Annotated in this window: 26 protein-coding genes; 15 read left to right on the top strand and 11 right to left on the bottom strand. The window is 72.1% G+C overall.

Annotated features, from left to right (window positions below):
* The first annotated feature begins 156 nt into the window (after positions 1–156).
* Entirely contained in the window at positions 157–498 is a 342-nt protein-coding gene (locus CLV72_RS17005; protein WP_106247179.1) for a VOC family protein, read from the top strand.
* On the opposite strand, the gene CLV72_RS17010 is transcribed toward CLV72_RS17005, so the two are convergent.
* The gene (locus tag CLV72_RS17010; protein WP_106247182.1) at positions 473–1,387 is read right to left on the bottom strand and encodes a LysR family transcriptional regulator; all 915 of its coding nucleotides are present in this window, start codon (positions 1,385–1,387) and stop codon (positions 473–475) included. The genes CLV72_RS17005 and CLV72_RS17010 overlap by 26 nt on opposite strands.
* 80 nt (positions 1,388–1,467) lie before the next feature.
* Here CLV72_RS17010 and CLV72_RS17015 point away from each other — a divergent pair, with 80 nt between their 5' ends.
* From CLV72_RS17015 to CLV72_RS17025, 3 genes are all read left to right on the top strand, one after another.
* Positions 1,468–2,415, top strand: coding sequence for an EamA family transporter (locus CLV72_RS17015; RefSeq protein WP_245930270.1), 948 nt, complete (start codon positions 1,468–1,470; stop codon positions 2,413–2,415).
* 15 nt (positions 2,416–2,430) lie between these two features.
* Complete coding sequence (locus CLV72_RS17020) at positions 2,431–2,760, top strand: SDR family oxidoreductase (RefSeq protein ID WP_281262428.1); 330 nt, start codon at positions 2,431–2,433, stop codon at positions 2,758–2,760.
* Between the two features lie 107 nt (positions 2,761–2,867).
* Positions 2,868–3,398 (top strand): hemerythrin domain-containing protein, encoded by a 531-nt coding sequence (locus CLV72_RS17025; RefSeq protein WP_106247188.1) that lies wholly within the window; start codon positions 2,868–2,870, stop codon positions 3,396–3,398.
* Between the two features lie 16 nt (positions 3,399–3,414).
* On the opposite strand, the gene CLV72_RS17030 is transcribed toward CLV72_RS17025, so the two are convergent.
* Positions 3,415–3,801 carry a MerR family transcriptional regulator gene (locus CLV72_RS17030; RefSeq protein WP_106247190.1) on the bottom strand — a complete coding sequence of 129 codons (387 nt, stop codon included), beginning with the start codon at positions 3,799–3,801 and terminating at the stop codon, positions 3,415–3,417.
* Between the two features lie 114 nt (positions 3,802–3,915).
* Between CLV72_RS17030 and CLV72_RS17035 the strand changes: the two genes are divergently transcribed.
* A complete protein-coding gene (locus CLV72_RS17035; RefSeq protein WP_106247193.1) occupies positions 3,916–4,638 on the top strand; it encodes an SDR family oxidoreductase in 723 nt (240 codons plus the stop codon).
* Between the two features lie 61 nt (positions 4,639–4,699).
* On the opposite strand, the gene CLV72_RS17040 is transcribed toward CLV72_RS17035, so the two are convergent.
* Together CLV72_RS17040 and CLV72_RS17045 are read right to left on the bottom strand one after the other, a co-directional pair.
* Positions 4,700–6,010 (bottom strand): cation:proton antiporter, encoded by a 1,311-nt coding sequence (locus CLV72_RS17040; protein WP_106247196.1) that lies wholly within the window; start codon positions 6,008–6,010, stop codon positions 4,700–4,702.
* 360 nt (positions 6,011–6,370) lie between these two features.
* Entirely contained in the window at positions 6,371–6,709 is a 339-nt protein-coding gene (locus tag CLV72_RS17045; protein WP_245930311.1) for a hypothetical protein, read from the bottom strand.
* Positions 6,710–6,771: 62 nt separating this feature from the next.
* Here CLV72_RS17045 and CLV72_RS17050 point away from each other — a divergent pair, with 62 nt between their 5' ends.
* Positions 6,772–8,328 carry an MFS transporter gene (locus tag CLV72_RS17050; protein ID WP_106247199.1) on the top strand — a complete coding sequence of 519 codons (1,557 nt, stop codon included), beginning with the start codon at positions 6,772–6,774 and terminating at the stop codon, positions 8,326–8,328.
* Complete coding sequence (locus tag CLV72_RS17055; protein ID WP_106247202.1) at positions 8,318–8,911, top strand: TetR/AcrR family transcriptional regulator; 594 nt, start codon at positions 8,318–8,320, stop codon at positions 8,909–8,911. The genes CLV72_RS17050 and CLV72_RS17055 overlap by 11 nt, the downstream gene beginning before the upstream one ends.
* On the opposite strand, the gene CLV72_RS17060 is transcribed toward CLV72_RS17055, so the two are convergent.
* Entirely contained in the window at positions 8,902–9,510 is a 609-nt protein-coding gene (locus CLV72_RS17060) for a TetR family transcriptional regulator (protein ID WP_170141008.1), read from the bottom strand. The genes CLV72_RS17055 and CLV72_RS17060 overlap by 10 nt on opposite strands.
* 180 nt (positions 9,511–9,690) lie before the next feature.
* On the opposite strand from CLV72_RS17060, the gene CLV72_RS17065 reads away from it, so the two are divergent.
* Positions 9,691–11,181 (top strand): DHA2 family efflux MFS transporter permease subunit, encoded by a 1,491-nt coding sequence (locus tag CLV72_RS17065; protein WP_425428077.1) that lies wholly within the window; start codon positions 9,691–9,693, stop codon positions 11,179–11,181.
* 12 nt (positions 11,182–11,193) lie between these two features.
* Here CLV72_RS17065 and CLV72_RS17070 read toward each other — a convergent pair whose 3' ends face one another.
* The 3 genes from CLV72_RS17070 to CLV72_RS17080 form a co-directional block, all read right to left on the bottom strand.
* A complete protein-coding gene (locus CLV72_RS17070) occupies positions 11,194–11,745 on the bottom strand; it encodes a YciI family protein (protein ID WP_106247208.1) in 552 nt (183 codons plus the stop codon).
* A 66-nt stretch (positions 11,746–11,811) separates the two neighbouring features.
* Complete coding sequence (locus CLV72_RS33670) at positions 11,812–12,786, bottom strand: helix-turn-helix transcriptional regulator (RefSeq protein WP_106247210.1); 975 nt, start codon at positions 12,784–12,786, stop codon at positions 11,812–11,814.
* A 35-nt stretch (positions 12,787–12,821) separates the two neighbouring features.
* A complete protein-coding gene (locus CLV72_RS17080) occupies positions 12,822–13,163 on the bottom strand; it encodes a hypothetical protein (protein WP_106247213.1) in 342 nt (113 codons plus the stop codon).
* A gap of 208 nt (positions 13,164–13,371) precedes the next feature.
* Between CLV72_RS17080 and CLV72_RS17085 the strand changes: the two genes are divergently transcribed.
* Genes CLV72_RS17085 through CLV72_RS17095 form a run of 3 tightly spaced genes read left to right on the top strand, consistent with a single transcriptional unit; the run spans position 13,372 to position 15,773 of the window.
* Positions 13,372–14,301, top strand: coding sequence for an alpha/beta hydrolase fold domain-containing protein (locus CLV72_RS17085; protein ID WP_245930271.1), 930 nt, complete (start codon positions 13,372–13,374; stop codon positions 14,299–14,301).
* Positions 14,298–14,888, top strand: a complete 591-nt coding sequence (locus CLV72_RS17090; RefSeq protein WP_106247218.1) for a YdcF family protein — start codon at positions 14,298–14,300, stop codon at positions 14,886–14,888. Before CLV72_RS17085 ends, CLV72_RS17090 begins: the two co-directional genes overlap by 4 nt.
* Before the next feature lie 42 nt (positions 14,889–14,930).
* Positions 14,931–15,773 carry a MerR family transcriptional regulator gene (locus CLV72_RS17095; RefSeq protein ID WP_106247220.1) on the top strand — a complete coding sequence of 281 codons (843 nt, stop codon included), beginning with the start codon at positions 14,931–14,933 and terminating at the stop codon, positions 15,771–15,773.
* Between the two features lie 145 nt (positions 15,774–15,918).
* Here the strand turns inward: CLV72_RS17095 and CLV72_RS17100 are convergent, their stop codons facing one another.
* Positions 15,919–16,764 (bottom strand): GH12 family glycosyl hydrolase domain-containing protein, encoded by an 846-nt coding sequence (locus tag CLV72_RS17100; RefSeq protein WP_211302918.1) that lies wholly within the window; start codon positions 16,762–16,764, stop codon positions 15,919–15,921.
* A gap of 347 nt (positions 16,765–17,111) precedes the next feature.
* Between CLV72_RS17100 and CLV72_RS17105 the strand changes: the two genes are divergently transcribed.
* Together CLV72_RS17105 and CLV72_RS17110 are read left to right on the top strand one after the other, a co-directional pair.
* Positions 17,112–17,489: a hypothetical protein gene (locus tag CLV72_RS17105; protein ID WP_106247226.1), complete on the top strand. Its 378-nt coding sequence runs from the start codon at positions 17,112–17,114 to the stop codon at positions 17,487–17,489.
* 41 nt (positions 17,490–17,530) lie between these two features.
* Positions 17,531–18,712, top strand: a complete 1,182-nt coding sequence (locus CLV72_RS17110; RefSeq protein ID WP_106247229.1) for a serine hydrolase domain-containing protein — start codon at positions 17,531–17,533, stop codon at positions 18,710–18,712.
* Between the two features lie 31 nt (positions 18,713–18,743).
* Here CLV72_RS17110 and CLV72_RS17115 read toward each other — a convergent pair whose 3' ends face one another.
* On the bottom strand, positions 18,744–19,298 hold the full coding sequence (locus tag CLV72_RS17115) for a dihydrofolate reductase family protein (protein WP_106247232.1): 555 nt from the start codon (positions 19,296–19,298) through the stop codon (positions 18,744–18,746).
* Between the two features lie 175 nt (positions 19,299–19,473).
* On the opposite strand from CLV72_RS17115, the gene CLV72_RS17120 reads away from it, so the two are divergent.
* Positions 19,474–20,340 carry an aminoglycoside phosphotransferase family protein gene (locus CLV72_RS17120; protein WP_245930272.1) on the top strand — a complete coding sequence of 289 codons (867 nt, stop codon included), beginning with the start codon at positions 19,474–19,476 and terminating at the stop codon, positions 20,338–20,340.
* Between the two features lie 175 nt (positions 20,341–20,515).
* Here CLV72_RS17120 and CLV72_RS17125 read toward each other — a convergent pair whose 3' ends face one another.
* Complete coding sequence (locus tag CLV72_RS17125) at positions 20,516–21,832, bottom strand: hypothetical protein (protein ID WP_146159466.1); 1,317 nt, start codon at positions 21,830–21,832, stop codon at positions 20,516–20,518.
* Positions 21,833–22,255: 423 nt separating this feature from the next.
* On the opposite strand from CLV72_RS17125, the gene CLV72_RS17130 reads away from it, so the two are divergent.
* The gene (locus tag CLV72_RS17130) at positions 22,256–25,003 is read left to right on the top strand and encodes an AfsR/SARP family transcriptional regulator (RefSeq protein ID WP_170141009.1); all 2,748 of its coding nucleotides are present in this window, start codon (positions 22,256–22,258) and stop codon (positions 25,001–25,003) included.
* Positions 25,004–25,109: the final 106 nt, after the last annotated feature.

A 25,109-nucleotide genomic window follows, 5' to 3' on the forward strand; every position in this document is an offset into this window, starting at 1 on the left:
GCGCGCAGTTGATCGTTGCGGGCTCGACGGCCGACGGGCGGGCGCCGGGCCGGGCCGCGGCACGGCCGGGCACAGCGTGCCGGGCCGGTGACAGACGGGTGTGCGACGCTGCCGGGGTCAGAACGGACGACGCGCCCACCGCACCCGGAGGACCGCATGGCCCAGGATCTCTTCGCCGGCATCCCCGTCACCGACTACGCCGCGGCGCTGCCGTGGTACGAGCGCTTCTTCGGCCGGCCGCCGTCGTTCCTGCCCAACGAGATCGAGGCGGTCTGGGAGACGGCCGAGCACCGCTACGTCTACATCGTGCAGGACCCGGGGCGGGCGGGGAACGCCCTGGTGCTGCTGTTCACCGACGCCCTCGACGAGCGGGTCGCCGAACTCGCCGACCGGGGCGTCGAGCCCGCGGCGCGCGAGACCTACGAGGGCGGCGTCACCAAGGTCAGCTACCGCGATGCCGACGGCAACGAGATCAGCCTGGGCGGGAGCCGGGACTGACGCCGCCTCCGGCGCCGTCGGGCGCGACGCCCAGGACGGCGAGGAAGGCGGTGGCCGCGGGGGTGCGGCTGAAGCGGCTCCAGACCAGGTGCTCGACCCGGCCGGGCGCGTCGGCCACCGGGACGGTGGCGACCCCGGTGAGCCGCGGGGCGTAGGCCGACGGGAGCATGGCGACGCCGAGGCCGCGCCGGACGAGGCCGGCCATCAGGTCCACGGCGGTCACCTCGAAGGCGACGTCGCGGCTGAGTCCCGCGGCGGCGAAGGCCCGGTCGGACTGGGCGCGCCCGGCCGTGCCCGCCGGGAAGTCCACGAAGACCTCCTCGGCGAGCCGGGCGAGGTCGACGTCCCCGGCCGCGGCGAGCGGATGGCCGGGCGCGACCACGGCGACGTGCCGGTCCCTGGCCAGCTCACGGGCGTAGACGCCCTGGGGGCGGACCGCGTTCGGCAGGCCGAGGAAGGCGATGTCGACGGCGCCCTGCCTGACCTGCTCGACCAGTACCTCGCTGGCGGCCACCCGCAGGCTGACACGCACCTTCGGGTGCCTGCGGCGGAAGTCGTCCAGCGCGGCCGGGATGTCCACCGCCGCGACGGTGGTGATCACCCCCACGGTGAGCCGGCCCCGCACCTCGCCGACGGCCGCGGCGACCTCGGCCGCGGCCCGCTCGGCGGCGTCCAGGCACTGGCGGGCGGCGGGGAGGAAGGCCGCGCCGGCGTCGGTGAGCCGCACCCGGCGGCTGGTGCGGTCGAAGAGCCTGGCGCCGAGTTCCTTCTCCAGCCGGGCGATCTGGTGGCTGAGGGCGGACTGGACCACGTGGCAGCGCTCGGCGGCACGGGTGAAGCCGCCGGTCTCGGCGACGGCGATGACGTAGCGCAGCTGCTGGAGTTCCACGGCATTCATCGTGTATCGCGATCGATGCTGTGACAAGCATGCGTTGGACCGATCGATGTGGGTCGGCCGAGACTGGAGCGGTGAGAGACCTCGCGGTACCGAGCGCTCCGGGCGGCGCGCTGACCCCCGACACCCTGGCCCGCACGGCGGCGACCGCGTTCGCGCCGGCGGTGTGGGGCACGACCTACGTGGTCACCACCGAACTCCTCCCGCAGGGGCATCCCCTGTTCGCCGGGCTCATGCGCGCCCTGCCGGCCGGCCTGATCGCGCTCGCGCTCACCCGCACGCTGCCGCGCGGAGCGTGGTGGTGGAAGGCGGCGGCGCTCGGTGTGCTCAACATCGGGCTGTTCTTCCCGCTGCTGTTCGTCGCGGCCGAGCGCCTGCCCGGCGGCGTCGCCGCCACCCTCGGGGCGGCCCAGCCGATCATCGTCGCCGTCCTGGCCGTGCTGGTCCTGCGCGAGAGCCCGGCCGCCCGGCGGCTGGCCTGGGGGGTGGTCGGGGTGGTGGGCGTCGGCCTGGTCGTGATCGGTCCGGCGGCGGCCTTCGACCCCGCCGGAATCGCGGCGGGCCTCGCCGGTACCGCCGGCATGGGGCTCGGGCTGACGCTCACCAAGCGCTGGGGGCGCCCCGGCGGAGTCGGTCCGCTGACCTTCGCCGGCTGGCAGCTCACCGCGGGCGGCCTGTTTCTGCTGCCCGTCACGCTCCTCGCCGAAGGTTCGCCGCCCCCGATCGACGCGGCCGCCGCCGCCGGCTACCTCTGGCTGGGCCTGCCCGGCGGCCTGATCGCCTACGTCCTGTGGTTCCGCGGTGTCGTCGCACTGCCGGTCGCCTCGGTGGCGGTCCTCACCCTGCTGTCGCCGATGGTCGCCGCGCTGCTCGGCGCCGTCGTGCTCGGCCAGCTGCTCGGCCCGGTCCAGCTGCTCGGCTTCGCGCTCGCGCTGGCCGCGATCGTCGCCGGGCAGCTCCCCGCGCGGGCCCGCCCGCGCCCACCCGTCGCGGCCGCCGCCGCGGGAAGGCACGCCCCATGAATCAGGAGTTCCGCCCTGGTCGGCCACTACTCGGCGTCCAAGTCCGCCATGCGCTCGCTCACCGAGACCGCCGCGCTCGAATGGGCCGGGCACGGGATCACCGTCAACGCCTACTCGCCCGGCCTCGTGCACACCGACATGTGGGACGCGCTGGACAGGGAGATCGTCGCGCTGGAGGGCGGCACCCCCGGGGACGTCATCGCCGGCGCCGTCTCCGACATCCCGCTGGGCCGCCTGGAGCATCCCGATGACGTCGCCGGTCTGGTGTCCTATCTCGCCTCACCGGACGCCGCCTACCTGACCGGCCGGTCGGTGGTCGTCGACGGCGGGATGCTGCTCGGCTGAGGGCGCCGCCGGCCGGCGGTGCCGGAGGTGCGGGAACCCGGCGCCGCCGGGTGCCGCTCGCCCGGCGCGGCCGCGTCCGCTATGTTCGTCGGCAGCGTCGCGTGCCGATGGCGGACCGCGTCAGGCATGGAGGCGCCGGAGCGGAAAGTCCTTTCGCCATTTCCGAGCATGACCGCCTCATCGCCTGGGGCGATGAGCTGACCCGAATCCACAACCGGCTGCGCGACGCCCTGGCCCTCGCCAGGGAGGCGATCGAGAGCGCCGACGGCGCCGATCCCGGCGACCGGGCCACTCGCGAGCTCCTGCTGTACTGCCGCGGCTTCTGCGCGGCGCTGTCCGGGCACCACCGGGGCGAGGACGCCGCCCTGTTCCCCGAACTGCTGGCCGCGCGCCCCGATCTGGCACCGGTGATCGCCCAGCTCTCCCGCGACCACAGCATGATCGACCACCTGCTCGCGGGGCTGGAGACGGCCGTCGAGAGCGGGGCGGGCACCCAGGAGCGCCTGCGGCACCTCGACGGCGTCGAAGCGGTCATGGAGACCCACTTCCGCTACGAGGAGAAGAAGCTCATCAGCGTGCTGAACGCGGCCGCGCTGCCCGGTTCGCGGCACGGGTACCTCGGTCCGCTCGCCGAGTGACCGGCGGGCCCGCCCGTCAGGCGCCGACCGGTTCGCACTCCGCCGGCCGGCCGGCGCCGTCGAGCTGCGCCCTGACCGAGCCGATGACCGAGTCCAGCCGCTCCCGGGTCTGCGCCAGCTCGCGGGCCCGCTGGTCGATGCGGTCGCGTTCGGCGACCAGCCGGGCCAGCGTGTCCGGAGTGGCCGTGCCGGAGTAGACGCACGGGAGCAGGTCGAGGATCGACCGGCTCGACAGCCCGGCGGCGTAGAGCCGCTGGATCAGCAGGACCCGGTCGACCGCGTGGCCGGGATAGGTGCGCTGCCCGCCGGTGGAGCGGTCGGCGGCCAGCAGCTCCTTCTCCTCGTAGTAGCGCAGGGCGCGCACGCTCACGCCCGTCCTGGCGGCGAGTTCACCGATGCGCACGGCGCCTCCTGGGGCGGTCGGGTGATCTGCGGAACAGCACTTGCACCTGACGTCAGCGTCAGGTTCTAGCGTAGCGCCCGTACCGCTCGTCCGCACCGCTGCCCGGAGGCAGACATGAAGATTTCCGGTTCCGTCGCGCTGGTCACCGGCGCCAACCGCGGCCTCGGCCGCCACTTCGCCCGGCAGCTGCTGGAGCGGGGCGCCGCCAAGGTGTACGCGGCCGCCCGGCGGCCTGAGCTGGTGGACCTCGCCGGGGTGGAGGCCATCAGGCTCGACATCACCGACACCGCCGCGGTCGCCGCCGCCGCGCAGGCCGCGCCGGACGTCACGCTGCTGGTCAACAACGCCGGCATCTCCACCTTCCAGCACCTGGTCACCGGCGATATGGACCGCATCCGGCTGGAGATGGAGACGCACTACTTCGGCACCCTGAACATGATCCGCGCCTTCGCCCCGGCGCTGGCCGCCAACGGCGGCGGGGCCGTGCTGAACGTGCTGTCGGCCCTGTCCTTCGGCTCCTACCCGGGCGCCAACGCCTACGCCGCGGCCAAGGCGGCCGAGTGGAGCCTGACCAACGGCGTCCGCATGGAGCTGGCCGGCCAGCGCACGATGGTCTCCGGCCTGCACCTGGGCAGCGCCGACACCGACATGCTCGCCGGCTTCGACCTGCCCAAGAGCGACCCGGCCGACATGGTGCGCATCGCCCTGGACGGCGTCGAGGCCGACCGGCTGGAGATCCTGGCCGACCGCGAGAGCGTCGAGGCCAAGGCCGCGCTGTCGGCCGACCCCGGCGAGCGCTACCCGGGGACGGTGCCCGCCGGCTGGGCCGCGGCCTGAGCCGTCCCCGGGCCGGGGCGGCCGCTCCCGTTCACCGTCGCGGCGGCCGGGGGCGGCCGTGTCACCCGGGCGAGCCCTGCCGCGCCGCCGCCCGCGGCCGCCGCGCGGCGTCCGCGGGCAGCAGCCGGTCCACCAGGGCGAGACCCGGGGCGACCGCGACCGTCGTCGCCAGGATCGCGATCGCCAGCAGGGTGTAACCGGCGCCGGTGATCAGCCCTTCGCGGAGGCCGATCCCGATCAGGACCAGGCCGGTGAGGCCGCGTGCGTTCATCAGGACGCCCAGTCCCGCGGCGTCCCGCCAGGACGCGCCCGCCGCCCGCGAGGCCAGCGCGCAGGCGCCGGCCTTGGTGGCGAAGGCGGCGGCCACCACCAGGGCGGCGATCAGCACCAGCCCGGCCGAGTCCAGCGCGGCCAGGCGCACGGCCGCCCCGGCGTGCACGAAGAAGACGGGCAGCAGCAGCGCGAGCGTCACCGGCTCCAGCAGCGCGCGCAGCCGGTCGGCGAGCGGGCCGAGCGGCGTCGCGAGCCCCAGCACGAAGGCGCCGAACACCGCGTAGATCTGGACGAGTTCGGTGAACCAGGCGCCCAGCATGAGCAGCCCGAGCACCACCACGGCCGCCCCGGCGCCGACGCGGCCGTCCGCGGCGGCGAGCCGGCGCAGCAGCGGCCGTCCGAGCACCAGGACGGCCGCCACGTACAGCAGCGTGCCCGCCGCGGTCACCACGGCGACCAGCGGTTCGGCCCGGTGCGTGGCGATGGCGACGGCCAGCAGCGTCCACGCCGCCACGTCGTCGGCCACCGCCCCGCCCAGCGCGATGGTGCCGGCCCGGGTGCCGGTCAGCCCCCGCTCGGCGACGATGCGGGCCAGCACCGGCAGCGCGGCCACCGCGACGGCGGCCGCCACGAACAGCACCGCGACGCGGTCGGCCACGTCCGGCGGGAACAGGCGGTCGTCGCCGGCCAGCAGCAGCCCCAGCAGTCCGCCGCCGAGGACCGGCGCGCCCAGGCCCACGGCCGCCACCCAGGACGACTCGCGGGCGTGCCGGCGCAGGACTCCGGTGTCGAAGCCCAGGCCCACGCAGAACATGCAGCACACCACGCCGAGCTGCCCGACCACGTAGAGCACGGACTGCGAGGGGTGCGCCACGGCCGTCCCGCCGGGCAGCACCGCGGTGGCGGGGAAGAGCAGCGCGGACAGCTCGGGGGCGATCCAGCCCAGCCCGGAGGCGCCGAGCAGCAGCCCGGCCAGCATGTGCGCGACCACCTCGGGCTGCCCGATCCGGCGCAGCACCAGCGCCAGCCCGTGCGCCGCCGCCAGGATCACCGCCAGCTGGAGGAAGAACCGGGTGGCCAGGTCCAGATCGGTGGGCATCAGCGCCGCCTCGACGGGCGAATCGCGCTCGGCGCGCGCCGGGCGCCGCCGTGGACGGGCCGTGCGGAGGCCGTCCGGCTTCCCGGGGCGCCGCGGCGCGGGCGGGGCGGCGCGCCGACCTCGCGGGCGGGCGCGTTCTCACCGGGCAGGGTGCTCACGTGCCTTCTCCCCCGGCCGGCCCGGTCGGCCGCGCCGCCGGCGGCCGGCCCGGCACCGCCCTGGCGCCCGCCGGGCCGGCCTCCCGCCACGCTAAGGACGCGCTCCGGCGCCCGGCAATCCGTACCGCCGCCGGGGCCCGTACTCTTCGAGGTCGCCGGAGACCTCGTCAACTGCGCACGGTGGCCCCGGCGTCCGGGCGACTCAGCGGTTGGCCGCCTCCAGGCAGGTGATGTAGGCGTCGATGAAGTGGTCGGTGGCCCCGTCGGCGTCGGGCTCGAGCGCGGTGATGTCGGCGGCGTACCCCTTGCCCTTGTCGGCCGGCCCGCCCAGCAGCCCGGGGTTCCTTTGCGGCGCCATGGGCGCCTTGCTGTCGGAGAGCCAGTCCAGGATCCGGGCGATCTCCGTGCCCCGGAACGCGGTGATGACCATCTCGTCGCCGGCCATGACGTACGCCTGCGTGTGGTCGAGCGCGAACGGCGGCGAGAACTCCGCCTCGAAGAACCGGAAGCGGGTGATCCGGCGCCCGCCCGACCGTCGCACCGTCAAGAATTTGAACTATGGTACAACTAGTACATCCGTTCAACTATATGGCTGGAGGCGTGATGGCTGGGCGTCGGGCGGGGCGGGCCGGGTGGCGGGAGTGGAGCGGGGTCGGGCTGCTGGCGCTGCCGACCATGCTGCTGGGGCTCGATGTGACGGTGCTCTACCTGGTGCTGCCGCGGCTGGCGGCCGATCTGGAGCCGACGGCGGCCGAGAGCTTGTGGATCATGGACGCCTACGGGTTCTTCATCGCCGGGTTCCTGATCACGATGGGGACGCTGGGCGACCGGATCGGGCGGCGGCGGCTGCTGGTGATCGGGGTGGTGGCCTTCGGGGCGGTCTCGGTGCTCGCGGCCTTCGCGCCCAGTGCGGGCTGGCTGATCGCGGCGCGGGCGCTGCTGGGGGTGGCCGGGGCGACGCTGATGCCGTCGACGCTCTCGCTGATCAGCAATATGTTCGCCGACGCGCGGGACCGGGCGGTGGCGATCGGGGTGTGGGCCACGATGTTCGCGCTGGGGATGGCCGCCGGTCCGGTCGTCGGCGGGGCGCTGATCGCGCACTTGTGGTGGGGAGCGGCCTTCCTGATCGCCGTACCGGTCGCGGTGCTGGTGGCGGCCGGTGCGCCCTGGCTGCTGCCGGAGTTCCGGACGCGCGACGCCGGCCGGTTCGACCTGCCGAGCGTGGGGCTGTCGCTGGCGGCGATACTGCCGGCCGTCTACGCGGTCAAGCACGCCGCCGGGCACGGCCTCGACGCCCAGACGCTGCTCGCCGTCGTGCTCGCGGCCGGTGCGGCGGTCGTGTTCGTCCGGCGCCAGCTGCGGCTCGAAGCGCCGCTGCTGGACATGCGGCTCTTCGCCGACCGCGCCTTCTCGGCGGCGCTGTCGGTCCTGCTGGTCGGGCTGGTGGGCGTCGGCGGGGTGATGTTCATGGTGACCCAGTACCTCCAGCTGGTGGAGGGCCTGTCACCGACGGCGGCCGGCCTGCTGATGGGACCGCCCGCGCTGGCCATGCTGGTCGCGGCCATCGGCGCGCCCCTGCTGGCCCGCGTCGTGCCGCCCGGCACCGTCATGGCGGGGACCCTGGCGGTGTCGCTGCTCGGCTACGCCCTGCTCGCCCTCGCCGGCACCGGGAGCACGCCGAGCGTGGTCGTGGGCTTCGCCTTCGTGTACCTCGGCCTCGGCGCCATCGCCGCGCTGGGCACCGACATCGTCGTGGGCGCGGCGCCGCCGGAGAAGTCGGGATCGGCCGCGGCGCTGTCGGAGACGGTGCAGGAACTCGGTGTCGCGGCCGGGGTGGCGCTGCTCGGCAGCCTCACCACGGCGGTCTACCGGGCGGCGGTCGAGGCGCCGGCCGGACTGTCCGCGGCCGCGGCCGCGGCGTTCACCGACAGCCTCTCCGGCGCGCTGTCGGTCGCGGACCTGCTGCCGGCCGACGCCCTCGGCCACGCGCAGGCCGCGTTCACCGGCGGGCTCAACACCGCCTCCGTCGTCGCGGGGACCGCCATCGCGGCGGCGTCCGTCGTCTGCTTCACGACCCTGCGGCACGTCCGCCCCATCAGCGGCGCCGCGCCCGAACCGGAGTCGGTAGCCTCTACGCACGGGAGGGGCGATGGCCATTGAGGAGCGCGCCGAGGAGCACACCGCCGACGGGCGCAGGCAGCGCGGCCTGCGCCGCCGCGCCCAGATCATCGAGGCGACGCTGACGGTCGTACGCCGCGACGGAGCCGCGGGCGTCACGCACCGCACCGTCGCCAAGGAGGCGGGCATCCCCGCAAGCCTCACGCTCTACTACTTCGCCACCCTGGACGACCTGCTCGTCGCGGCCCTCACCAGCGTGGCGGACGCGTACACGCACCGGATCCGCCAGATCATCGACGCCGGCGACGACAAGCTGCGCGGGCTCGCCGTGCTGCTCGCCGAGTCGGCCGGGCCGGGGCGCGAACGCGCGCTGGCCGAACGCGAGCTGTCGACCCTGGCCGCCCGCCGCCCGGCGCTGCGCCCGGTGGCCCGGCGCTGGCGCGACAACGTCGCGGAACTCGGCCGCACCCTGAGCGACGACCCCGACGCGGTCGAGTCCTTCGTCGCCCTGTGCGACGGCCTGTGCGCGGCGATCCTCCTGGACGGCGGTCCGGCCGACCCCGACCACATCCGCACGCTGCTCGGCAAGGCCCTGGCGCGGACCCCCGCGCGGGGTCAGACGTAGCGGACCGGCCGCACCGCCGCCATCACCGCGTCGAGCTGTTCGGCCAGGTCGGCCGGGTGCGACGAGCCGGCGGCACAGGACAGGGCCGCCTGGAGGCAGGCGAAGGCGGAGCCGACGACGGCGCGCAGGACGGGTTCGTCGGGGGTCTCGCCGCGCTCGGCGGCGCGGGCCAGCAGGGCGTCGACCAGCCGCTGCTGCATGTGGTCGACCTTGTGCAGGTAGGCCGCCAGCAGGGTGGGGCTGGCTCCGGCGGTCTGGTGGATCGCGGCGATCCGGTTGCGGTGGCCGGCGTCGGCGCTCTGCTCGACCACGACGTCGAACACGCGCCGCAGGGAGTCCCACTCCGACTCCATCAGCGGCCGGCCGGCCAGGCGGGCGACGAAGTCGTCGCTGCGCCGCTCGAAGCCGTCGAGCGCGGCGTCCTCCTTGGAGGCGAAGTAGCGGAAGAAGGTCCGCTGCGACATGCCGACGGCCTTGGCAATGTCGTCCACGGTGGTGGCCTCGAAGCCCTTGGCGGCGAACAGCCGCTCCGCCACCTCGGCGATCTTGGACCGCACGGCACGGCGGGACAGCTCACGCAGCTCGCTGGTGCCGGACATGTCACACATGCTAGCAACTGACTTGAATGGCAGGCGCTGACATTGATCGCGTACTGTGTCACTCGTGTCGAGCACTGTCGCCGCCACGGTGCGCAGCACCGCATCCGGCCTGGCCTCGGGGACCGCACACACCCCGCCCGCTCCGTCGCACACCGCATGTTCCGCTGAGAAAGGCACCGCATGACCGCCGACGTGGGCAGCGCGCCCCGATCCACGCCCGAACCGGAGCCGGTACCGGCTCCCGACGGGCCGATGCCGCGGCAGATCAAGGTCGTCCTCGCCCTGCTGCTGGTGGCGTCCTTCGTCGTCATCCTCAACGAGACGATCATGGGCGTCGCCCTGCCGAGCCTGATGACCGAGCTGGGCATCTCGGCCGCCTCCGCGCAGTGGCTGACCACCGCGTTCCTGCTCACGATGGCGGTCGTCATCCCGATGACCGGCCTGATCCTCCAGCGCTTCACCACCCGCACGGTGTTCATCGCCGCGATGTCGCTGTTCACCGCCGGAACCCTGCTGGCCGCCGCCGCGCCCGGCTTCGGCCTCCTCGTCGTCGCCCGGGTCGTCCAGGCCAGCGGCACCGCCGTGATGCTGCCGCTGCTGACGACCACCGTGCTGACCTTCGTGCCCGCCTCGCGGCGCGGTCGGACCATGGGCCTGATCACGATCGTCATCGCGGTCGCGCCGGCCATCGGCCCCACCTTCTCCGGGCTGATCCTGTCCGCCCTCAGCTGGCGGTGGCTCTTCCTGATCGTGCTGCCGATCGCGGCCCTGAGCCTCGTCACCGGGTCCGTGCTGGTCAAGAACGTCACCACGCCCCGGCCGGTCCGCTTCGACGTGCCGTCCATCCTGCTGTCGGCCACCGCCTTCGGCGGCCTGATCTACGGGCTCAGCAGTATCGGCGAGGCCACCCAGGGCCACACCCCGGTCCCGCCGGCCGTGCCGATCGTCGTCGGCGCCGCCGCGCTGGTGGTCTTCGTGCTGCGGCAGCTGCGCCTCCAGCGGCGCGACGCCGCCCTGCTCGACCTGCGCCCGTTCCGGTCCCGGCCCTTCGTCCTCGGCATCATCGTGCTGCTGATCTCCATGGGCGCGCTCTTCGGCACCTTGATCCTGCTGCCGATCTACCTCCAGGACGTGCTCGGGCTGACCACCCTGGAGACCGGCCTGCTGCTGCTCCCCGGCGGCGCCACCATGGGGCTGATGGCACCGCTGGTGGGCCGGGCCTTCGACCGCGTCGGCCCGCGCCCGCTCGTCATCCCGGGCACCTTCGTGGTCACCGGCGCGCTCGCGCTGATGACGCTGCTGGACGAGTCCTCCCCCGTGCCGCTGGTGCTGGCGCTGCACGTGTCGCTGACCGTCGGCCTCAGCTTCGTCATGACCCCGCTGATGACCTCGGCGCTCGGGTCGCTCGGCACCTCCCTGTACTCCCACGGCAGCGCGATCATGAGCACCCTCCAGCAGCTCGCCGGGGCGGCCGGCACGGCGCTGTTCATCACGATCATGACCACCGGCACCGTCGAGCACACCGCGGCGGGCCTGGACGAGGTGGCGGCGCAGGCGGCCGGCATCCACTCGGCCTTCCTGTGCGGCGCCGCGCTCGCCGTCGTGGCCGCTCTGACGTCCTTGCTGGTCAGGCGGCCGCCCACCACCCCTGAGCAGCTGCCGGCGCACTGACCGCGGCGCCGGCTAGCGGCGTCCGCCCCGGTGCCAGCGCCGCGCGGTGAGCGCGGCGGGTCCGGCCGCCATCCCGTCGGCGAGCGGCCGCACGACGCGCAGCGCCTCGTCCGGGGCGGCCCGCACGACGGCGACGATCCCCGTCGTGCGGGCCCCCTCGTCGTCGACGAGCACGCCCAGGTAGCCCACGCGGCCGTCCGTGCCGTCACCCGCCGCCATGTCGGCGGCGCGGGGCCCGGGCGGCCACTCGCCCGTCACCAGCGCCAGCGGCCCCTCGGCCGGGCCGCGGTCGAGCAGGACGCTCGTCCGGACGGCCGTGAACCGCCGGTACAGGCCCGCCCGCCAGTACGGCTCCTCGGTGGCGAAGCGCTCCGCGTCGGCGCGCTCGTCCAGGTCGATTACGTGGACGCTCCCGGTGTGCTCCTCCCCGTCGTCGGACAGGGTGGGACCGCGCAGGATCAGCCGATCGGCGAACCGGTCCATATAGGCCCAGTGCGCCTCGGCCAGGTCCAGCAGTTCACTCCCGGCCCCCGGCCTGTCCTGCGCGTACACGTAGAAGGGCATGCGGCGAACATACCGAAGCGCGCCCGGGGCGGGCGCCGTCGGACCGGGCCGGCGGGCGACCGGCCCTCAGGGCCCGTCGAACCACCGTGCCGCCATCAGGGCCAGCTGGGTGCGGTTCTCGCGGTCGAATCTGCGCATGAGGCGGGACACGTACTGCTTGACGGTCGCCTCGCTCAGGTAGAGGCTGCGGCCGATGGCCGCGTTGGAGGCGCCGGTGGCCACGAGGCGCAGGATCTCGCGCTCGCGGTCGGGCAGCTCCGGCATGGGGGGTGCGGGCGGTGCGGCGGCCGGTTGGGCGGCCGGGGTGTGCAGTTCGATCCGTGCCACGGAGTGCCGGCCGGCGCTCTCGCCGGTGAGGGCGCGGCGGGCGATGTCGCGCAGGTCGGCCGCTGCCCGGCGCGCGGAGGTGTCGCCGGTCGAGGCGACGAGTTCGTCGGTGCGCAGGGCGACGAGGGCCAGCGCCCTCCTGGCGGCGTCGAGCGTCCCGGCGGCGTCCGGCGCGTCGGCGACCTCCACTGACAGCTCGGGGCGGCGGACGCGGTCGTCGCGGGCGTCGCGCAGCTGGAACATGAGGGCGAAGATGACACCGGCCAGGAAGGGCACGCTCGCGGCCAGGATGGTGGTCGCCACGGGCACTCCCGCGCGGACGCCCACCGCCACGACGCCGGCCGAGCCGAGCGCCAGGGCCGCGCTGCCCGCGGTGATCGCCAGCCAGTCGGTGGCGTGCCGGTACAGGTTCAGCGCGCCCATCGCCACCGCCAGGGCGAGCCAGGGGACGGCGCCGCTGTGGACGAGTTCGGCGATCCGCGCGTCCAGCAGGGTGGAGCCCAGCATCACCACCGCGATGGCGCCCGCCCACAGCACGGGGGCGCGCGGCGCCCGCGCGCCGAGCGCGGTGACGGCGAGCTGCGCGAGGGTCATCGCCGCGATGGCCGGCGCGGCCGGGCGGATCGCGATGATGCCGATCACCGCGCCCAGGAGCGCGGCGGTGACGAGTCCGATGACCGGCCCGGCCGCCTCGCGGTCGATGTGCAGCCTCACAAGTGTCGCCTCCTCGGCGGGTCGTTCCTTCGCGTTCAGTCCAGGCCGGCGGCGGCCAGGTCCTCCTTGACCGCCTTGACCATCCTCCGGAAGCGCATGGACAGCCAGATGTAGAAGATCGGTCCGCCGTTGGCGGTGTAAGCGGCTCCCAGGGTCTCCTGCGTCAGCAGCAGGCGGTGCTTCGCGGGATCGACGCGGACCGCCACCCGCAGCCGCTGGGAGACCGCGACATTGTTGATCGGCCGGCCGCCCTCACTGGCGACCGCGCGCAGCGGGTCCGTCTCCTTCCACAGGTAGTCGCGGCTCTCGAAGGTCTCGCGGACCCTCGCCAGCACCTGCTCGCCCGGCACGTCGGCGCCCAGTCCGATGCTCGCCATCTACGGCTCCCTTCCCTGGTCCTCGTCGTCACTTGGCCGGTCGCCGGCTCCGGCTCGAGCGCACCAGGGCGCGGGTGGCCGCCGCTAGGCACTTTCGTCTGCGGCGGCGTCACGAAGGGAGGTCTCCGCCGCCGGACGCCGCGGGCGGGCCCGCCGTGCTTGAATGCGAGTCCGCGGCGGACGGCATCACGCTGGAGGAGACATGTCGGTGCTCGGCAGGCCCCGGGTGGCCGCCGCCGTGGCGCGGGCCATGCAGGGCCTGGCCGCGCTCTCAGCCCGCGGGGCCGCTCGGCGCGGCGCGGCCAGGTTCCCCGAGTTCCCGGGCGACACCAGTGAGCTGGTAATCCCCACGTCGGTGGCGCCCGCGCCGGCGGTCGTCTACCGGCCGGGCGGTGGGGAGCCGCGTCCGCCGGTCCACGTCAACTTCCACGGCGGCGGCTTCGTCCTGCCGGGAGTGTGGCTGGACGACCCGCTGTGCCGGTACCTGGCGGCCGAGGCGGGTGCCGTCGTGGTGAACGTCGACTACGCCCTCGCGCCGCGGCACCGCTTCCCCGCGCCGTGCCGCCAGGTCTTCGAGGTGGTGCAGTGGGTCGCCGGGCACGGCGCCGAACACGGATGGGACGGCGGACGGCTCACGGTCGGCGGCCAGAGCGCGGGCGGCGCGCTCGCCGCGGCGGTGGCCCGCCAGGCGCTGGAGCGGGGTGGGCCGGCGATCGCCGTGCAGGTGCTGAACTATCCGCCGCTCGACCTGGTGACACCGCCCGGCGAGAAGTCCGCGGCCATCGCCAGGCCGATGCTGCGCCCCTGGATGGGCGAGGTCTTCGACGCCTCCTACGTGCCTGACCCGGCCGTGCGGGCCGACCGCCTGGTCTCCCCGGCCGGCCCGGCCGACACCGCGGACCTCGGCGGGATCGCGCCGGCCCTGGTCATCACGCCCGAGTACGACCGGCTGCGCGCCGAAGGCGTGCGCTACGCCGAGCGGCTGCGCCGGGCGGGGGCGCTGCTGGAGCACCGCGAGGTGCCGCGGGCCGACCACGCCTACGATCTGAGCGATGCCCGCGCGGCCCGCGAGGTCTACGCGCTGATCGCCGCCCATCTCAGGCGGGCGTTCCGCGACGGGCGGGAGGAGGGGGCATGAGTCCGGCGCGCAGGCGGCTGCTCTTCGCGGCGGCGGCCGCCGCCGGTGCCGTGCTGCTGTGGGGCGAATGGGCGAACCGGCGGGCCTCGCGGCAGGAGTACCCCGCCGCGGCGGCGGCCGGGTGCGGCGCGGAGGCGATCGTCGTGCTCGGCTTCCCCAGCGGCCGCGGCGACCGGCCGGGTCTCGTGCAGCGCTACCGGGTGAGGATCGCGGTGCGCTCGCGCGATCCGCGGGCGGAGCGCAGCGTGCTGGTGTTCACCGGCCGCAGCCCCGGCCGGCCGAGCACGCGCCGCTCCGAGGCGGCCGTGATGGCCGAGTACGCGGTCGGCGTCCTCGGGGTCGATCCGGCGGATGTGGTCCTGGAGGAGCAGGCCACCACCACCTGGGAGAACATCCGCTACTCGCTGCCGCTGATCGAGTCCTTCCCGGTCGTGAAGATCGCCTCCAACACCTTCCACGCCCGCAAGGGGCGGCGCTACCTGCGCGAGCAGGCGCCCGCCGTGGCGGCCCGGCTCCGTCCCACCCGGGACCACCGCTTCGGGGAGCTGCTGGCGGTCAAGCCGCTGCTCGCCGTGCTCCGCCGCTGAGCCGCTTGACCTTGTGGCTGCTGCAGGCCCGACCATGGACCCATGTTGCTCATCAGCGAGTTCAGTGAAATGTGTCATCTGTCGCCGCAGACGCTGCGGTTCTACCACTCCGAAGGGCTGCTCGTCCCGGCCGAGGTCAACGAGCAGACCGGCTACCGCTCCTACCGCTTCGACCAGGTCGAGCAGGCCATGCTGATCACCGTCCTGCGCGCCACCGGCATGAGCGTCAAGCTCGTCCGGCGCGCCCTGGACGAGCCCGACACCGCGGCCGGACTGCTGGCGCAGCACGAGGAGGAGATACAGCGCCGGCGGCGGGCCCAGGACGAAGCGCTCAGCGATGCCCGCGAGTTCCTCGGCTCCTGGCCCGAGGTGCGCCGGCGCCGCACGCCCGCGGCCACCGTGGTATCGAAGCTCGTGCCCGGCCTGTCGGCCGGCCGCACCCAGTACGACTGGGCCGAGGTCGACGCCGCCGTCACCGCCACGGTCAAGGAGCTCGTCGCCACCGTGGAATCGTGCGGAGCCACGGTCGCGGGAACGCCCTGGCGCACCTGGGCCATGGAGACCACCGAGCAGAAGCGCCGCAGCCTCACCATGGAAGGGCCGCACTGGCTGGTGAAGCTCCCCGTGGTAGCCGACGACAGGGCCGCGGCCGCCCTGCCCGCCGAGGTCGAACTGCAGACCTTCGAAGCCCGCGAGGAACTGTCGATCTTCATTCCGGGCAGAAGCTCGATGGCCAAGTACGGCACCGCGCTGTCCCGCCTCATCACCCACCCGCTCGACTCGGCCTACGTCGACATCGTCGCTATGCGCCATCTCCTGCACGAGGACGGCATCGAGTCCGCCGCGCAGATCCATCCGCTCGACGACTCCGGCCCCACCGAATGACCGCGCGGGCCGCGGTCCCCCGCCCTCCGGGCCGCCCGCCACCGGCCGGCGCGGATCGGTACCGCGGGCGGGCGTGCGTGTGGAGACGGGCGCGGCTCCCGCGAAGCCGCCGCGGGAGCCGCCATCCGGTCGGGCCCTCGGCCGCTCAGCCGATGGTGGTGCGGTAGGCCGAGGTCTCCAGCGCGCCCTGGCCGGTGAAGACCTCCGTGCCCGCCTGCACGCTGGTCAGGTACTTGCGGGGGTCGAGTTCACCGCGCTGCACCAAGAACCGGGTGAAGGCGCTCAGGTCGAGGTCGACGGACTGCGTATTGCCCCGGCGGACGAAGGAGTACACGTTCCAGCCGATATTGCCCTCGTAGAGGTCCCACTGGGCGCCCTCGACGGTGAAGGTGCCCACCCGCTGGCCGAGCGGCCCGGCTCCGCCGGAGGTGTAGAGCCAGATCATGATCTCGTCGGTGGGGTTGTGCTCCCAGGTCGGGTCCGGCCGGTCGTGCAGCCACAGGTCATAGGCGACGTTCATCGTGCCCGGGTTGCTCGGCTGGACGGAGAAGTCCCAGCTGGAGGGCACGGCGCGGCCGGCGGAGAGCTGCACGGGCAGACCCGTGCCGCTGTTGCGCCAGCCCCAGTGCCAGCCGAGGACGGCGCTGGAGAAGGACTTCACGCTGGACTGTCCGCCGGACCACTGCCAGTTCGTGCGCCAGCCGATGGTGTCGCCGCTGGTGTAGAGGTCCTGGATGCACTGGCTGCCGGTGCCGCTGTCCTGGCCCCACAGATTGTTGTTGATCCAGTACCTGCCCTGGTCGATGGCGGCGAAGGGCTCGCAGCTGGTCTGCTGCGCGCTCACCTCGGCGGCCGCCTCGCCCGCGCCGGCGAGGCCGGTCGCGCCGGTGAGGGCGAGCACGGCGGCCGCCGCGACGGCGCCCGCACCCATCCGGTGCGTCCACCGCCGGCGGGCAGGTCGGACGGTGGAGCGCATAGTCCGCTCGGTCATGGGACTCTCCTCAGTTCAAGGGATCAAGGTAAGCGCTTTCCATGCGTCATCGAGATCATCCCCTTATCGCGCTTCGTGATTGACTCCGCACTCTAGGCCACCGTCGAAACTTTCGGAAGTGCCTACGGGAACCGGTCGAAGCGCCGGAGTCGACCTCCGTCGGCAGTCGCCGACAGGCTCGCCGTCCATCCGATCCGAAACATCGTCTCGCCTGTTGACGATGTTCGACATGCGCGCTAACGTCGTCAATGTCAGAGACAAGGTCAGACGGTAAGCCCGACCCGGCGTGTGCGTCGGGCGTGGTAGTAAAAGCCCATGGAGGAGGCGCGCAGGCGGTTCGGTGCACCATGACGGAGCACTTCCTCGGTGTTCTCGGTATCGGCGCGGCGCTGGGGGTGAGTCGGCACGCGGTGCACAAGTGGCGCTCCCGCCATCCCAGCGGTTCCGATCACCCCTTCCCCGAGCCCGACGTCGAGGTCGACGGAGCCCCCGGCTGGCGGGCCGAGCGGCTGGCGGAGATCGTCCGGTGGCGTGAGGGCCTGCCCGGCCGCGGCGCCGGCGGCGGCCGTCCGTCCGCCGCGCGCCAGGAGTACCTGAAGGCGGCGGCCGAGCGCGGCCTGGACCGGGGCGAGGCCCTGCGCGCACTCGCCGAGTTCGCCGGGGAGTTCCCCGAAATGACCGAGCCGGAGATCTGCGCCTGGCTCATGCAGAAGTGGCGCGGCTGACCCTCTCCGGCGCGATACCCGAGCACGGAAGGCGATGGCGCATGCCCGAAATCGGCGGGGAGACCGCTCCGGGGTTCGAAGGGGTCCGCGACGCCTTCGCGGCCAATCTGGCCCAGCACCACGAGGTGGGCGCCGCGGTCGGCGTCTACCTGCACGGGCGGAAGGTGGTCGACCTGTGGGGCGGGCTGGCCGACCCCGACACCGGCCGCCGCTGGGAGCGCGACACACTCCAGGTCGTCTACTCCACCACCAAGGGCATCACCGCCGCCTGCGCGCACCTGCTGGCCGAGCGGGGCGAGCTGGACCTGGACGCGCCCGTCGCGGCGTACTGGCCGGAGTTCGCGGCGAACGGGAAGGAGCGGATCCCGGTCCGCTGGCTGCTCACCCACCAGGCCGGACTGCCCGTGCTCGACCACCCGGTCACCCCGGCGGAGGCGGTCGCCTGGCATCCGGTCGCGGCCGCGCTGGCCGCCCAGCGCCCGGCCTGGGAGCCGGGCACCGAGCACGGCTACCACGGCCTCACCTACGGCTGGCTGGTCGGCGAGGTCGTCCGCCGGGCCACCGGCCGCAGTCTCGGCACCGTCCTCGCCGAGGAGATCGCCGCACCGCTCGGACTCGACCTGTGGATCGGGCTGCCGGAGTCCGAGCACCACCGGGTCAGCCGGATCGTCACCGGCCCGCCCGCCCCGCTCCCGGCCGGAGCCGACCTGGACGCGCTCCCCGACTCCGTCCGCGAGATGGTGCGCGCCTTCACCGATCCCGGATCGCTCAGCGTGCGCTCGCTGACGGTCGTCTCGCCGCCGCTGGACCACAACGACCCCGCCGAGCAGGCCGCGGAGATGCCCTCGACCAACGGCATCTGCACCGCCCGCGCCCTGGCCCGCTGCTACGCCGCGCTCATCGGCGAGGTCGACGGGCACCGTGTGCTCTCGCCCGGCACCCTCGCGGCGGCCACCGCCGAGCAGGTCCGCGGCACCGACCGAGTCCTGCGCATCCCGGTGCGGATCGGCACCGGTTTCGGCCTGCCGACGCCCGACGCCTTCTGGTACAGCCCGACCGCCTTCGGCTTCCCCGGCATGGGCGGATCGCTCGGCTTCGCCGATCCGGCCACCGGCCTGGCCTTCGGCTATGTCATGAACCACGTCCGCGAGGGCGTGCCGGACCTCAGAGCCGCCAATCTCCTGGCCGCCGTCCGCGGCGCCGTCAAGGCCGGGCACGGGTGATCCGGCCGTGCCGTCCGGGGTTCCGCCGGGGTCAGCGCAGCGGCCGGTAGGTCGTGATGACCACGCCGCTACTCGTCGGCTGGGCGCCGACCAGTTCGAGGCGCTTGAGCGGGGTGTCGTCGGCGAACAGCCGCTTGCGGCCCCGGCCGGCGACCACCGGGTGGATCAGCAGCACCAGCTCGTCCAGCAACCCCTGGTCGAGCAGGGAGGCGACGAGCCCGGGGCTGCCGGCGACCGCGATCGTCCCGCCCTCCGCCGCCTTGAGCCGGTTGACCGCGGTGGCCAGGTCGCCCTGGATCAGGGTGCTGTTCGCCCAACCGCCGACCGTGTCGAGCGTGGTCGAGGCGACGTACTTGGGCGATCCGTTGATCCAGTCGGCGAAGCCGAGGTCCTCGCCGCTGGTCACGGTCGGCCAGTAGCCGGCCCACGCGGTGTAGGTCACCCGGCCGAGCAGCACCGTGTCGGCGGTCTGCAGCGTCTCGGTCAGGGCGGCGCCCATCTCCTCGTCGAAGGCGAACTGCCACTGGTCCGGCGACTCCACGACGCCGTCGAGCGAGACGAACAGCCCGGAAACGAGCTTCCGCATGTCTTCCTCCTGGTCCGGCCACTCGGCCCGGCGGGCGCCGCCCGTGGCGGCACAGCCGCGATGGTAGCGGGGCCCGCCCGCGCGGCCCGGAAATCCGGTCGACAGGCGGGGCCGCGGCGCACTGTGATGGCTCTGGCCGCCCGCCGCACGAGCGGGCCTGAGCACGGGAGCCGCTGTGGACGTCCCTATCGACGCCGGTCTGGCCAGGCGTCTGGTCGACACGCAGTTCCCGCAGTGGGCCGGGCTGCCGCTGAGCCGGCTCGACCCGGCCGGCTCCGACCACGTCATCTACCGGCTCGGCGCGGAACTCTCCGTTCGGCTGCCCCGCCACGCCGGCGCCATCGGGCAGGCCGTGAAGGAGGCCGAGTGGCTGCCCCGGCTCGCCCCGCACCTTCCGCTGGCGATCCCCGTTCCGGTGGCGGTCGGCGAACCGGCCTTCGGCTATCCCTGGCCGTGGGCGGTGTCGCGCTGGCTGGACGGCGAGGTGGCGACCGTCCAGGCGCTGGCCGACTCGACCGCGGCCGCCGTCGAACTGGCGGAGTTCCTGGCCGCCCTCCAGCGGTTCACTCCCGGCGTCCCGCCGGCCGGCGACGGCCTCACCCACCCGCCGCTGGCCGCCCGCGACCGCGCGACCCGCGCCGCGATCGCCGCCCTGGCCGGCGTCTTCGACGCCGCGGCCATGACCCGGCTGTGGGACGCGGCCCTGAGCGCCCCGGGCTGGGACCGGCCGGAGGTCTGGTTCCACGGCGACTTCCACACCGGCAACCTGCTGACCATCGACGGCCGCCTCAGCGCGGTCATCGACTTCGGCGGCCTGGGCATCGGCGACCCCGCCTGCGATCTGACCATCGCCTTCACCCTGATGTCCCCGAGCAGCCGAGCCGCCTTCCGCACCGCCCTCGGCACCGACGACGCCACCTGGACGCGCGGCCGCGGCTGGGCCCTGGCCACCGGCCTGAACGCCTACACCGCCTACGCCGCCACCGATCCCCGCATCGCCGCCCAGACCACCCGCCAGATCACCGAGGCGCTGGCCGGCTAGGTGCGGCGAGATCTGACCGAACATGCGGCGCCCAGATTCGACACAGAAGGAAGGTCATCCGCGAACACCGGCACAGGCACATCGTGACGAGACTGGACGGCGCCCGCTCTCGAAGAGCACGCCTGCGCTGCGGAGACGACAGACCCCCTATCCAATAAACGTGCGGCGCCCCGGACTACTCCGACCATGACAGAACACGGGTCACCGCCGCGCCCACCTGTCCAGCGCCGTAGGCATACGTCAGGGAAAGGTAGAAGAGCACCGGCGCCGCCGGTGCCCACGCGTCGCGCCGGTCCGCGCGAAGTAAGTAGTGCAGCACGGCTTCCGGCTCGAACGACACATAGTCAAAGGCGACATGTTCCCAGCGGTCGGCGATACTGCGGCTGGCCTGCGCGATGAACTCGTCCCTCGTCAGGTGGTAGAGACGGCCGATGAAGAGGGCACACCACTGAGACAGTGACGTCACGGCGGCGAAGGCCAGCAGTCTCAACCTGTATTGATGCGGATCGAGGCCCAGTTCCTCTCGGACCCCGCGTTCGGCGGCCCGGAACAGATTCGGCGCCGCGCCGTCGACCGAGTCCTTCTCCCGGTGTAATCCTTCATTCGCCGATGAGTTCCACACGCCCTTCCCTACGCCGAGCCGGTCACTGCGCCGGGAGACGACGAGCCAGCCGTCGGCCGTGACAATTGCGACATTCAATCCGAAGCTCGAACGCATAAAATTCGGAACATTTCGCGGGTCCCGACCATCGACGTAGAGACGACGGTATCCGGGTTTCTGGGTCGCAAGAAACGTGTAGTAATCTGAATATTTCAGCCGCAATGTCACAGTCGGATGCTCCTGCGGCCCGATGCGTGAGATGACGAGGTCGTCGACCGCGTACCGGAGGCCGATCCAGGCGTGGTCTCGTCCCGTCGCCCGTAAGCGTTCTTGTTCGGCAGCGATCTTCTCGCGGTCGCGAGCCAGAGCCAGCGGCAACTCAACCTCGACTGGATCGACCATCACCCGGACGTTCTCTTCCTCGATGGCCCGCTCCCCGTCACCCTCGACGATCTGACAGGGCACCTGCAAGGGCCCGATACGGAAGTCTCTGATCGAGTCCGGTGGGATGAATCCGTCGGTCGAAGGCGCCTGAGTCGGTCTTCCTGGCATGGAAAGCACTTGCCAGGCGGCACGCCACCGGGCGACCAATTCTGGATCACCGAGCACGACATGAACGATGTCCGCGAGCAGATCAGGGTTCAGGCGGGTACGGCCAGGTTGAAACGTATACCTGACCGTGCTGTACGCCGGCGGGATGTTGCAGGCAGCGCGGGCACCCCTCGCACTTCCAGAACACCGGACCTGCTCGGCATGACGCTCGTCGCGCAGCCGCACGATACGTCGATGCAACTCCCGCAGCTCAATCCCGGCCCATATGCGCAGTGCCTCCAGACGCGAGGTCAACTCGTCATGGGTCCGTGCGCCAGCCGGATCAGGGGGTGTATTCACGACTGTCCTGGGTTGACACGATCGTCCCCTCGCCTCGTGACGTTCCTCAAGCCGCCATCGTCACCGTAGCGCGTGCCCGCAGTGAGCGTAGCGGCTGATCGAAACCGATCGAAAACGAAGTAAGCCACGTCAAGAAGAAACGATAATCAGTTCCGCCGTATCGGTCGTCGGCGATCACATGTGTCGAAAACGGAGATCATGATCATGTCACCTCTCGGAGACTCCAACTCGGACCCCTTACCGCAGGACGTGCACGCCCGTACCGAACCATCGCCAACCGGGCGTAGTCGAATCGAGATCGCTGTGCTCGCACCCGTGTCTCAGCTACTGGTGGATGGACGGCCTGTCCAGCTACGGCGCTCCCAGGTCGGAATCCTGGCCGTTCTGGCACTCCATCTTGGTAAGCCGGTACCGAGGCAACGAATGGTCGATCTGATTCCAGACGCGGAGCGCTGGAGACCTGACACCTGGTGGAGATACGTCAGTGAACTCCGCAGCCGGCTGACAGAGTCGAGCAACGGCGCCGTGAGGATTGTCGCGCAATCGGGAACCTACCAACTCGTCTGCGGCAACGAGGTGGTGGACCTTCAGCGATTCCACTGGCTGTGCGATGAAGCCCGCAGAAAAGAAAACAGGCAAGATTATCAGGCAGCGATGGACCTGCGTGGTCAGGCGGTCGCATTATGGCGCGGCGTCCCCCTCTCCGGTTTATCTGACCGCCTTCGGGTCACAGGGCTGATCCGGTCGCTGCTCAATGAGTACCGCACCGCTGTCACAGCGTGGGCGGAGGCGGCAGTGCAAGCCGGACAGGCTCGAACCATGCTGGAGCAATCCGCCCGCTGCGCGGTCCGCTACCCCGCTGAAGAGTTCCCAGCGGACGAACGTACCGTTGAAGTCCTCATGAAAGCGCATAGTCAGGCGGGTAACCCCGCCGTGGCGCTGCGGCTCTACCAAGAACTGGCAGGCCGACTCCACCGTGAACAGGGCAACGTGCCAGGACCCCGCCTACGGGAACTACACGCTCAGATCCTGCACGATACGGCGCCACAGGCGACAGATCCAGGAAGGGAAGCCGAGCACCCAGCGACTGACCATGCTCTCGCCACCGTAGTCGGTGGGCCGGAAGAACGGAACATACCGCGACAGCTCCCTCCCGCGGTCACGGACTTCGTCGGGCGATCTCGTGAGTTGGATCTGCTGACCAGGCGGTTGGATGATGCAGGCGGACACGGGGGCGCGGTCGTGATCACCTCTATCGGAGGAATCGCTGGAGTCGGCAAGACGGCGCTCGCCCTGTGGTGGGCGCACCGGATCGGACACCGATTTCCGGATGGTCACCTGTACGTGGACCTTCGTGGGTACGGTCCGGATGACCCCATGCATCCGACTGCGGTGCTGACGCAATTCCTGGATGCGCTGGGTGTGTCAGCACAAGATATGCCCATGGACGAGCAGTCCAAGATCGGGCTCTACCGCTCGCTGCTGGCCGGACGGAAGATGCTGGTCATGCTGGACAATGCCAAGGCCGCTGAACAGATACGTCCGCTTCTGCCCGGCTCCCCTGGTTGCCTTGTAGTGGTGACGAGTCGTAGCGACCTGCCCAGTCTGGTCGCGGGAAACGGCGCCCGCCCGATAACCCTCACTTGTTTGTCCCAGACCGAGGCCATCAATCTGCTGCGACTCATCATCGGACCTTCTCGGGTGGACCGTGAGCTCGACCTTGCGGCCACACTGGTCTGCCTCTGCTCTTGCCTACCGTTGGCCCTGCGGATAGTCGCTCAACGGACCGCCTTTCGTCCTGAGCTTTCGCTGGCGCAGATCGTTGATGAACTCACCGCGGAACAGGACCGATTGGACGGACTCGCCACCCCCGATGGCGATCCGACCACAGACGTACGCCTCGCATTCTCATGGTCCTACCAAGCACTTTCCGCTGAAGCGGCCCGCCTGTTCCGCCTACTCGGTTTGCATTCCGGCCCCGATATCAGCGTTACGGCCGGAGCAGCACTCGGCGGTATCTCCCCGTCTCGGGCGCACCGCTTAATGGAGCACCTCGCCAGTGCGCATCTCTTGGAGCGGAGTGGCACGGATCGCTACCATTTCCACGACCTGCTCCGTTCCTTCGCCAGGGAATGTGCCGACGCGGAGGAGACCTCGGACGACCGTGAAACCGCGGTACGCCACCTAGTGGAGTGGTACTTGCACACGGCACACGCGACATGCAATCTGCTGATACCCATCATTCCGACAGTCGACCTCGACGCTCCAAGCCAGCCCTGTCCGGCGATGCGTTTCGAGACCCCGAGCCGGGCAATGGAGTGGTGTGAGACCGAACGTGCCAATCTGGTGGCCGCCGTCCAGCAGGCGGCGACTCAGGGTGAACATCGGATCGCCTGGCAACTGCCGGCTGCACTGACAGGCTATTTCAACGTACGCAAGCCTTGGGACGACTGGATCGCCACCTGCCGAACCGGACTCGCCTCAGCCGAGCACGTCAACGACGAGCACGGGCGCTCATGGTTGTTGACGAACCTCGGTATCGCCTACTGCGGACTCGGTAGATACCGGGAGGCACAAGAGCACCTTGAGGGAGCCTTCCGCCTCTGTCGGACGACTGGGAACCGCTGGGGTGAAAGCATAGTTCTGAACGTTCTCGGTGATACTTTTCGTGACCGTGATCTCCTTGAAGCGGCCGTCGACTGCTACGAGCGGGCGCGGGATATCTGCAACACGATCGAGGAACCCTGGGGCAAAGTGGGAGCGGCCCTCGCCGTACACAATCTCGCTCACACGTACCAGCGGCTCGGGCGCTACGAAGACGCGTTAGCCCGCCACCAGCAGACTCTGCAGTTGGCCGACGACCTGAATGACTTCTCGTGGGGCCGGGCACAGAGCGTGCACCATCTCGCCGACACCCACAGAGCGGCCGGACAGCTGGCGGATGCCATCGACTGCTATGCACAAGCGCTCATCGTCCGCCGTCGCAACGGCGACAGACACGGCGAAGCCGCCACCCTGTCCTGCCTTGGCACCGCCCAACTCGAGGCCGGCGACCCGCAGGCGGCACGCGACTCGTGGGGTGAGGCGCTGATCATCTTCACCGAGCTCCAAGATCCTCGAAGAGACGGAGTGCGCGCCAAACTGGATGCTCTCGACACTGGTCAGCCCTGACAGGCACCTCTTCTGGCCGGGACCGTCACCGTCCAGCGCAGTGGCCGTCATCGCGAAGGCAGATGTTGCCGGAAGTGATCACGCCATCATCACTTGCCTGATATAC

Source organism: Allonocardiopsis opalescens (genome assembly GCF_003002095.1).
Classification (GTDB): domain Bacteria; phylum Actinomycetota; class Actinomycetes; order Streptosporangiales; family Streptosporangiaceae; genus Allonocardiopsis; species Allonocardiopsis opalescens.

What these genes read in the sequence shown, in the direction of transcription:
- CLV72_RS17005 (WP_106247179.1), top strand. Translation starts at nt 157, where the DNA reads ATGGCCCAGGATCTCTTCGCCGGCATCCCCGTCACCGACTACGCCGCG.
- CLV72_RS17025 (WP_106247188.1), top strand. Translation starts at nt 2,868, where the DNA reads ATGGCGGACCGCGTCAGGCATGGAGGCGCCGGAGCGGAAAGTCCTTTC.
- CLV72_RS17035 (WP_106247193.1), top strand. Translation starts at nt 3,916, where the DNA reads ATGAAGATTTCCGGTTCCGTCGCGCTGGTCACCGGCGCCAACCGCGGC.
- CLV72_RS17040 (WP_106247196.1), bottom strand. Translation starts at nt 6,010, where the DNA reads ATGCCCACCGATCTGGACCTGGCCACCCGGTTCTTCCTCCAGCTGGCG.
- CLV72_RS17050 (WP_106247199.1), top strand. Translation starts at nt 6,772, where the DNA reads ATGGCTGGGCGTCGGGCGGGGCGGGCCGGGTGGCGGGAGTGGAGCGGG.
- CLV72_RS17055 (WP_106247202.1), top strand. Translation starts at nt 8,318, where the DNA reads ATGGCCATTGAGGAGCGCGCCGAGGAGCACACCGCCGACGGGCGCAGG.
- CLV72_RS17060 (WP_170141008.1), bottom strand. Translation starts at nt 9,510, where the DNA reads ATGTCCGGCACCAGCGAGCTGCGTGAGCTGTCCCGCCGTGCCGTGCGG.
- CLV72_RS17065 (WP_425428077.1), top strand. Translation starts at nt 9,691, where the DNA reads ATGACCGCCGACGTGGGCAGCGCGCCCCGATCCACGCCCGAACCGGAG.
- CLV72_RS17070 (WP_106247208.1), bottom strand. Translation starts at nt 11,745, where the DNA reads ATGCCCTTCTACGTGTACGCGCAGGACAGGCCGGGGGCCGGGAGTGAA.
- CLV72_RS17080 (WP_106247213.1), bottom strand. Translation starts at nt 13,163, where the DNA reads ATGGCGAGCATCGGACTGGGCGCCGACGTGCCGGGCGAGCAGGTGCTG.
- CLV72_RS17090 (WP_106247218.1), top strand. Translation starts at nt 14,298, where the DNA reads ATGAGTCCGGCGCGCAGGCGGCTGCTCTTCGCGGCGGCGGCCGCCGCC.
- CLV72_RS17095 (WP_106247220.1), top strand. Translation starts at nt 14,931, where the DNA reads ATGTTGCTCATCAGCGAGTTCAGTGAAATGTGTCATCTGTCGCCGCAG.
- CLV72_RS17100 (WP_211302918.1), bottom strand. Translation starts at nt 16,764, where the DNA reads ATGACCGAGCGGACTATGCGCTCCACCGTCCGACCTGCCCGCCGGCGG.
- CLV72_RS17105 (WP_106247226.1), top strand. Translation starts at nt 17,112, where the DNA reads ATGACGGAGCACTTCCTCGGTGTTCTCGGTATCGGCGCGGCGCTGGGG.
- CLV72_RS17110 (WP_106247229.1), top strand. Translation starts at nt 17,531, where the DNA reads ATGCCCGAAATCGGCGGGGAGACCGCTCCGGGGTTCGAAGGGGTCCGC.
- CLV72_RS17115 (WP_106247232.1), bottom strand. Translation starts at nt 19,298, where the DNA reads ATGCGGAAGCTCGTTTCCGGGCTGTTCGTCTCGCTCGACGGCGTCGTG.
- CLV72_RS17130 (WP_170141009.1), top strand. Translation starts at nt 22,256, where the DNA reads ATGGTCGATCTGATTCCAGACGCGGAGCGCTGGAGACCTGACACCTGG.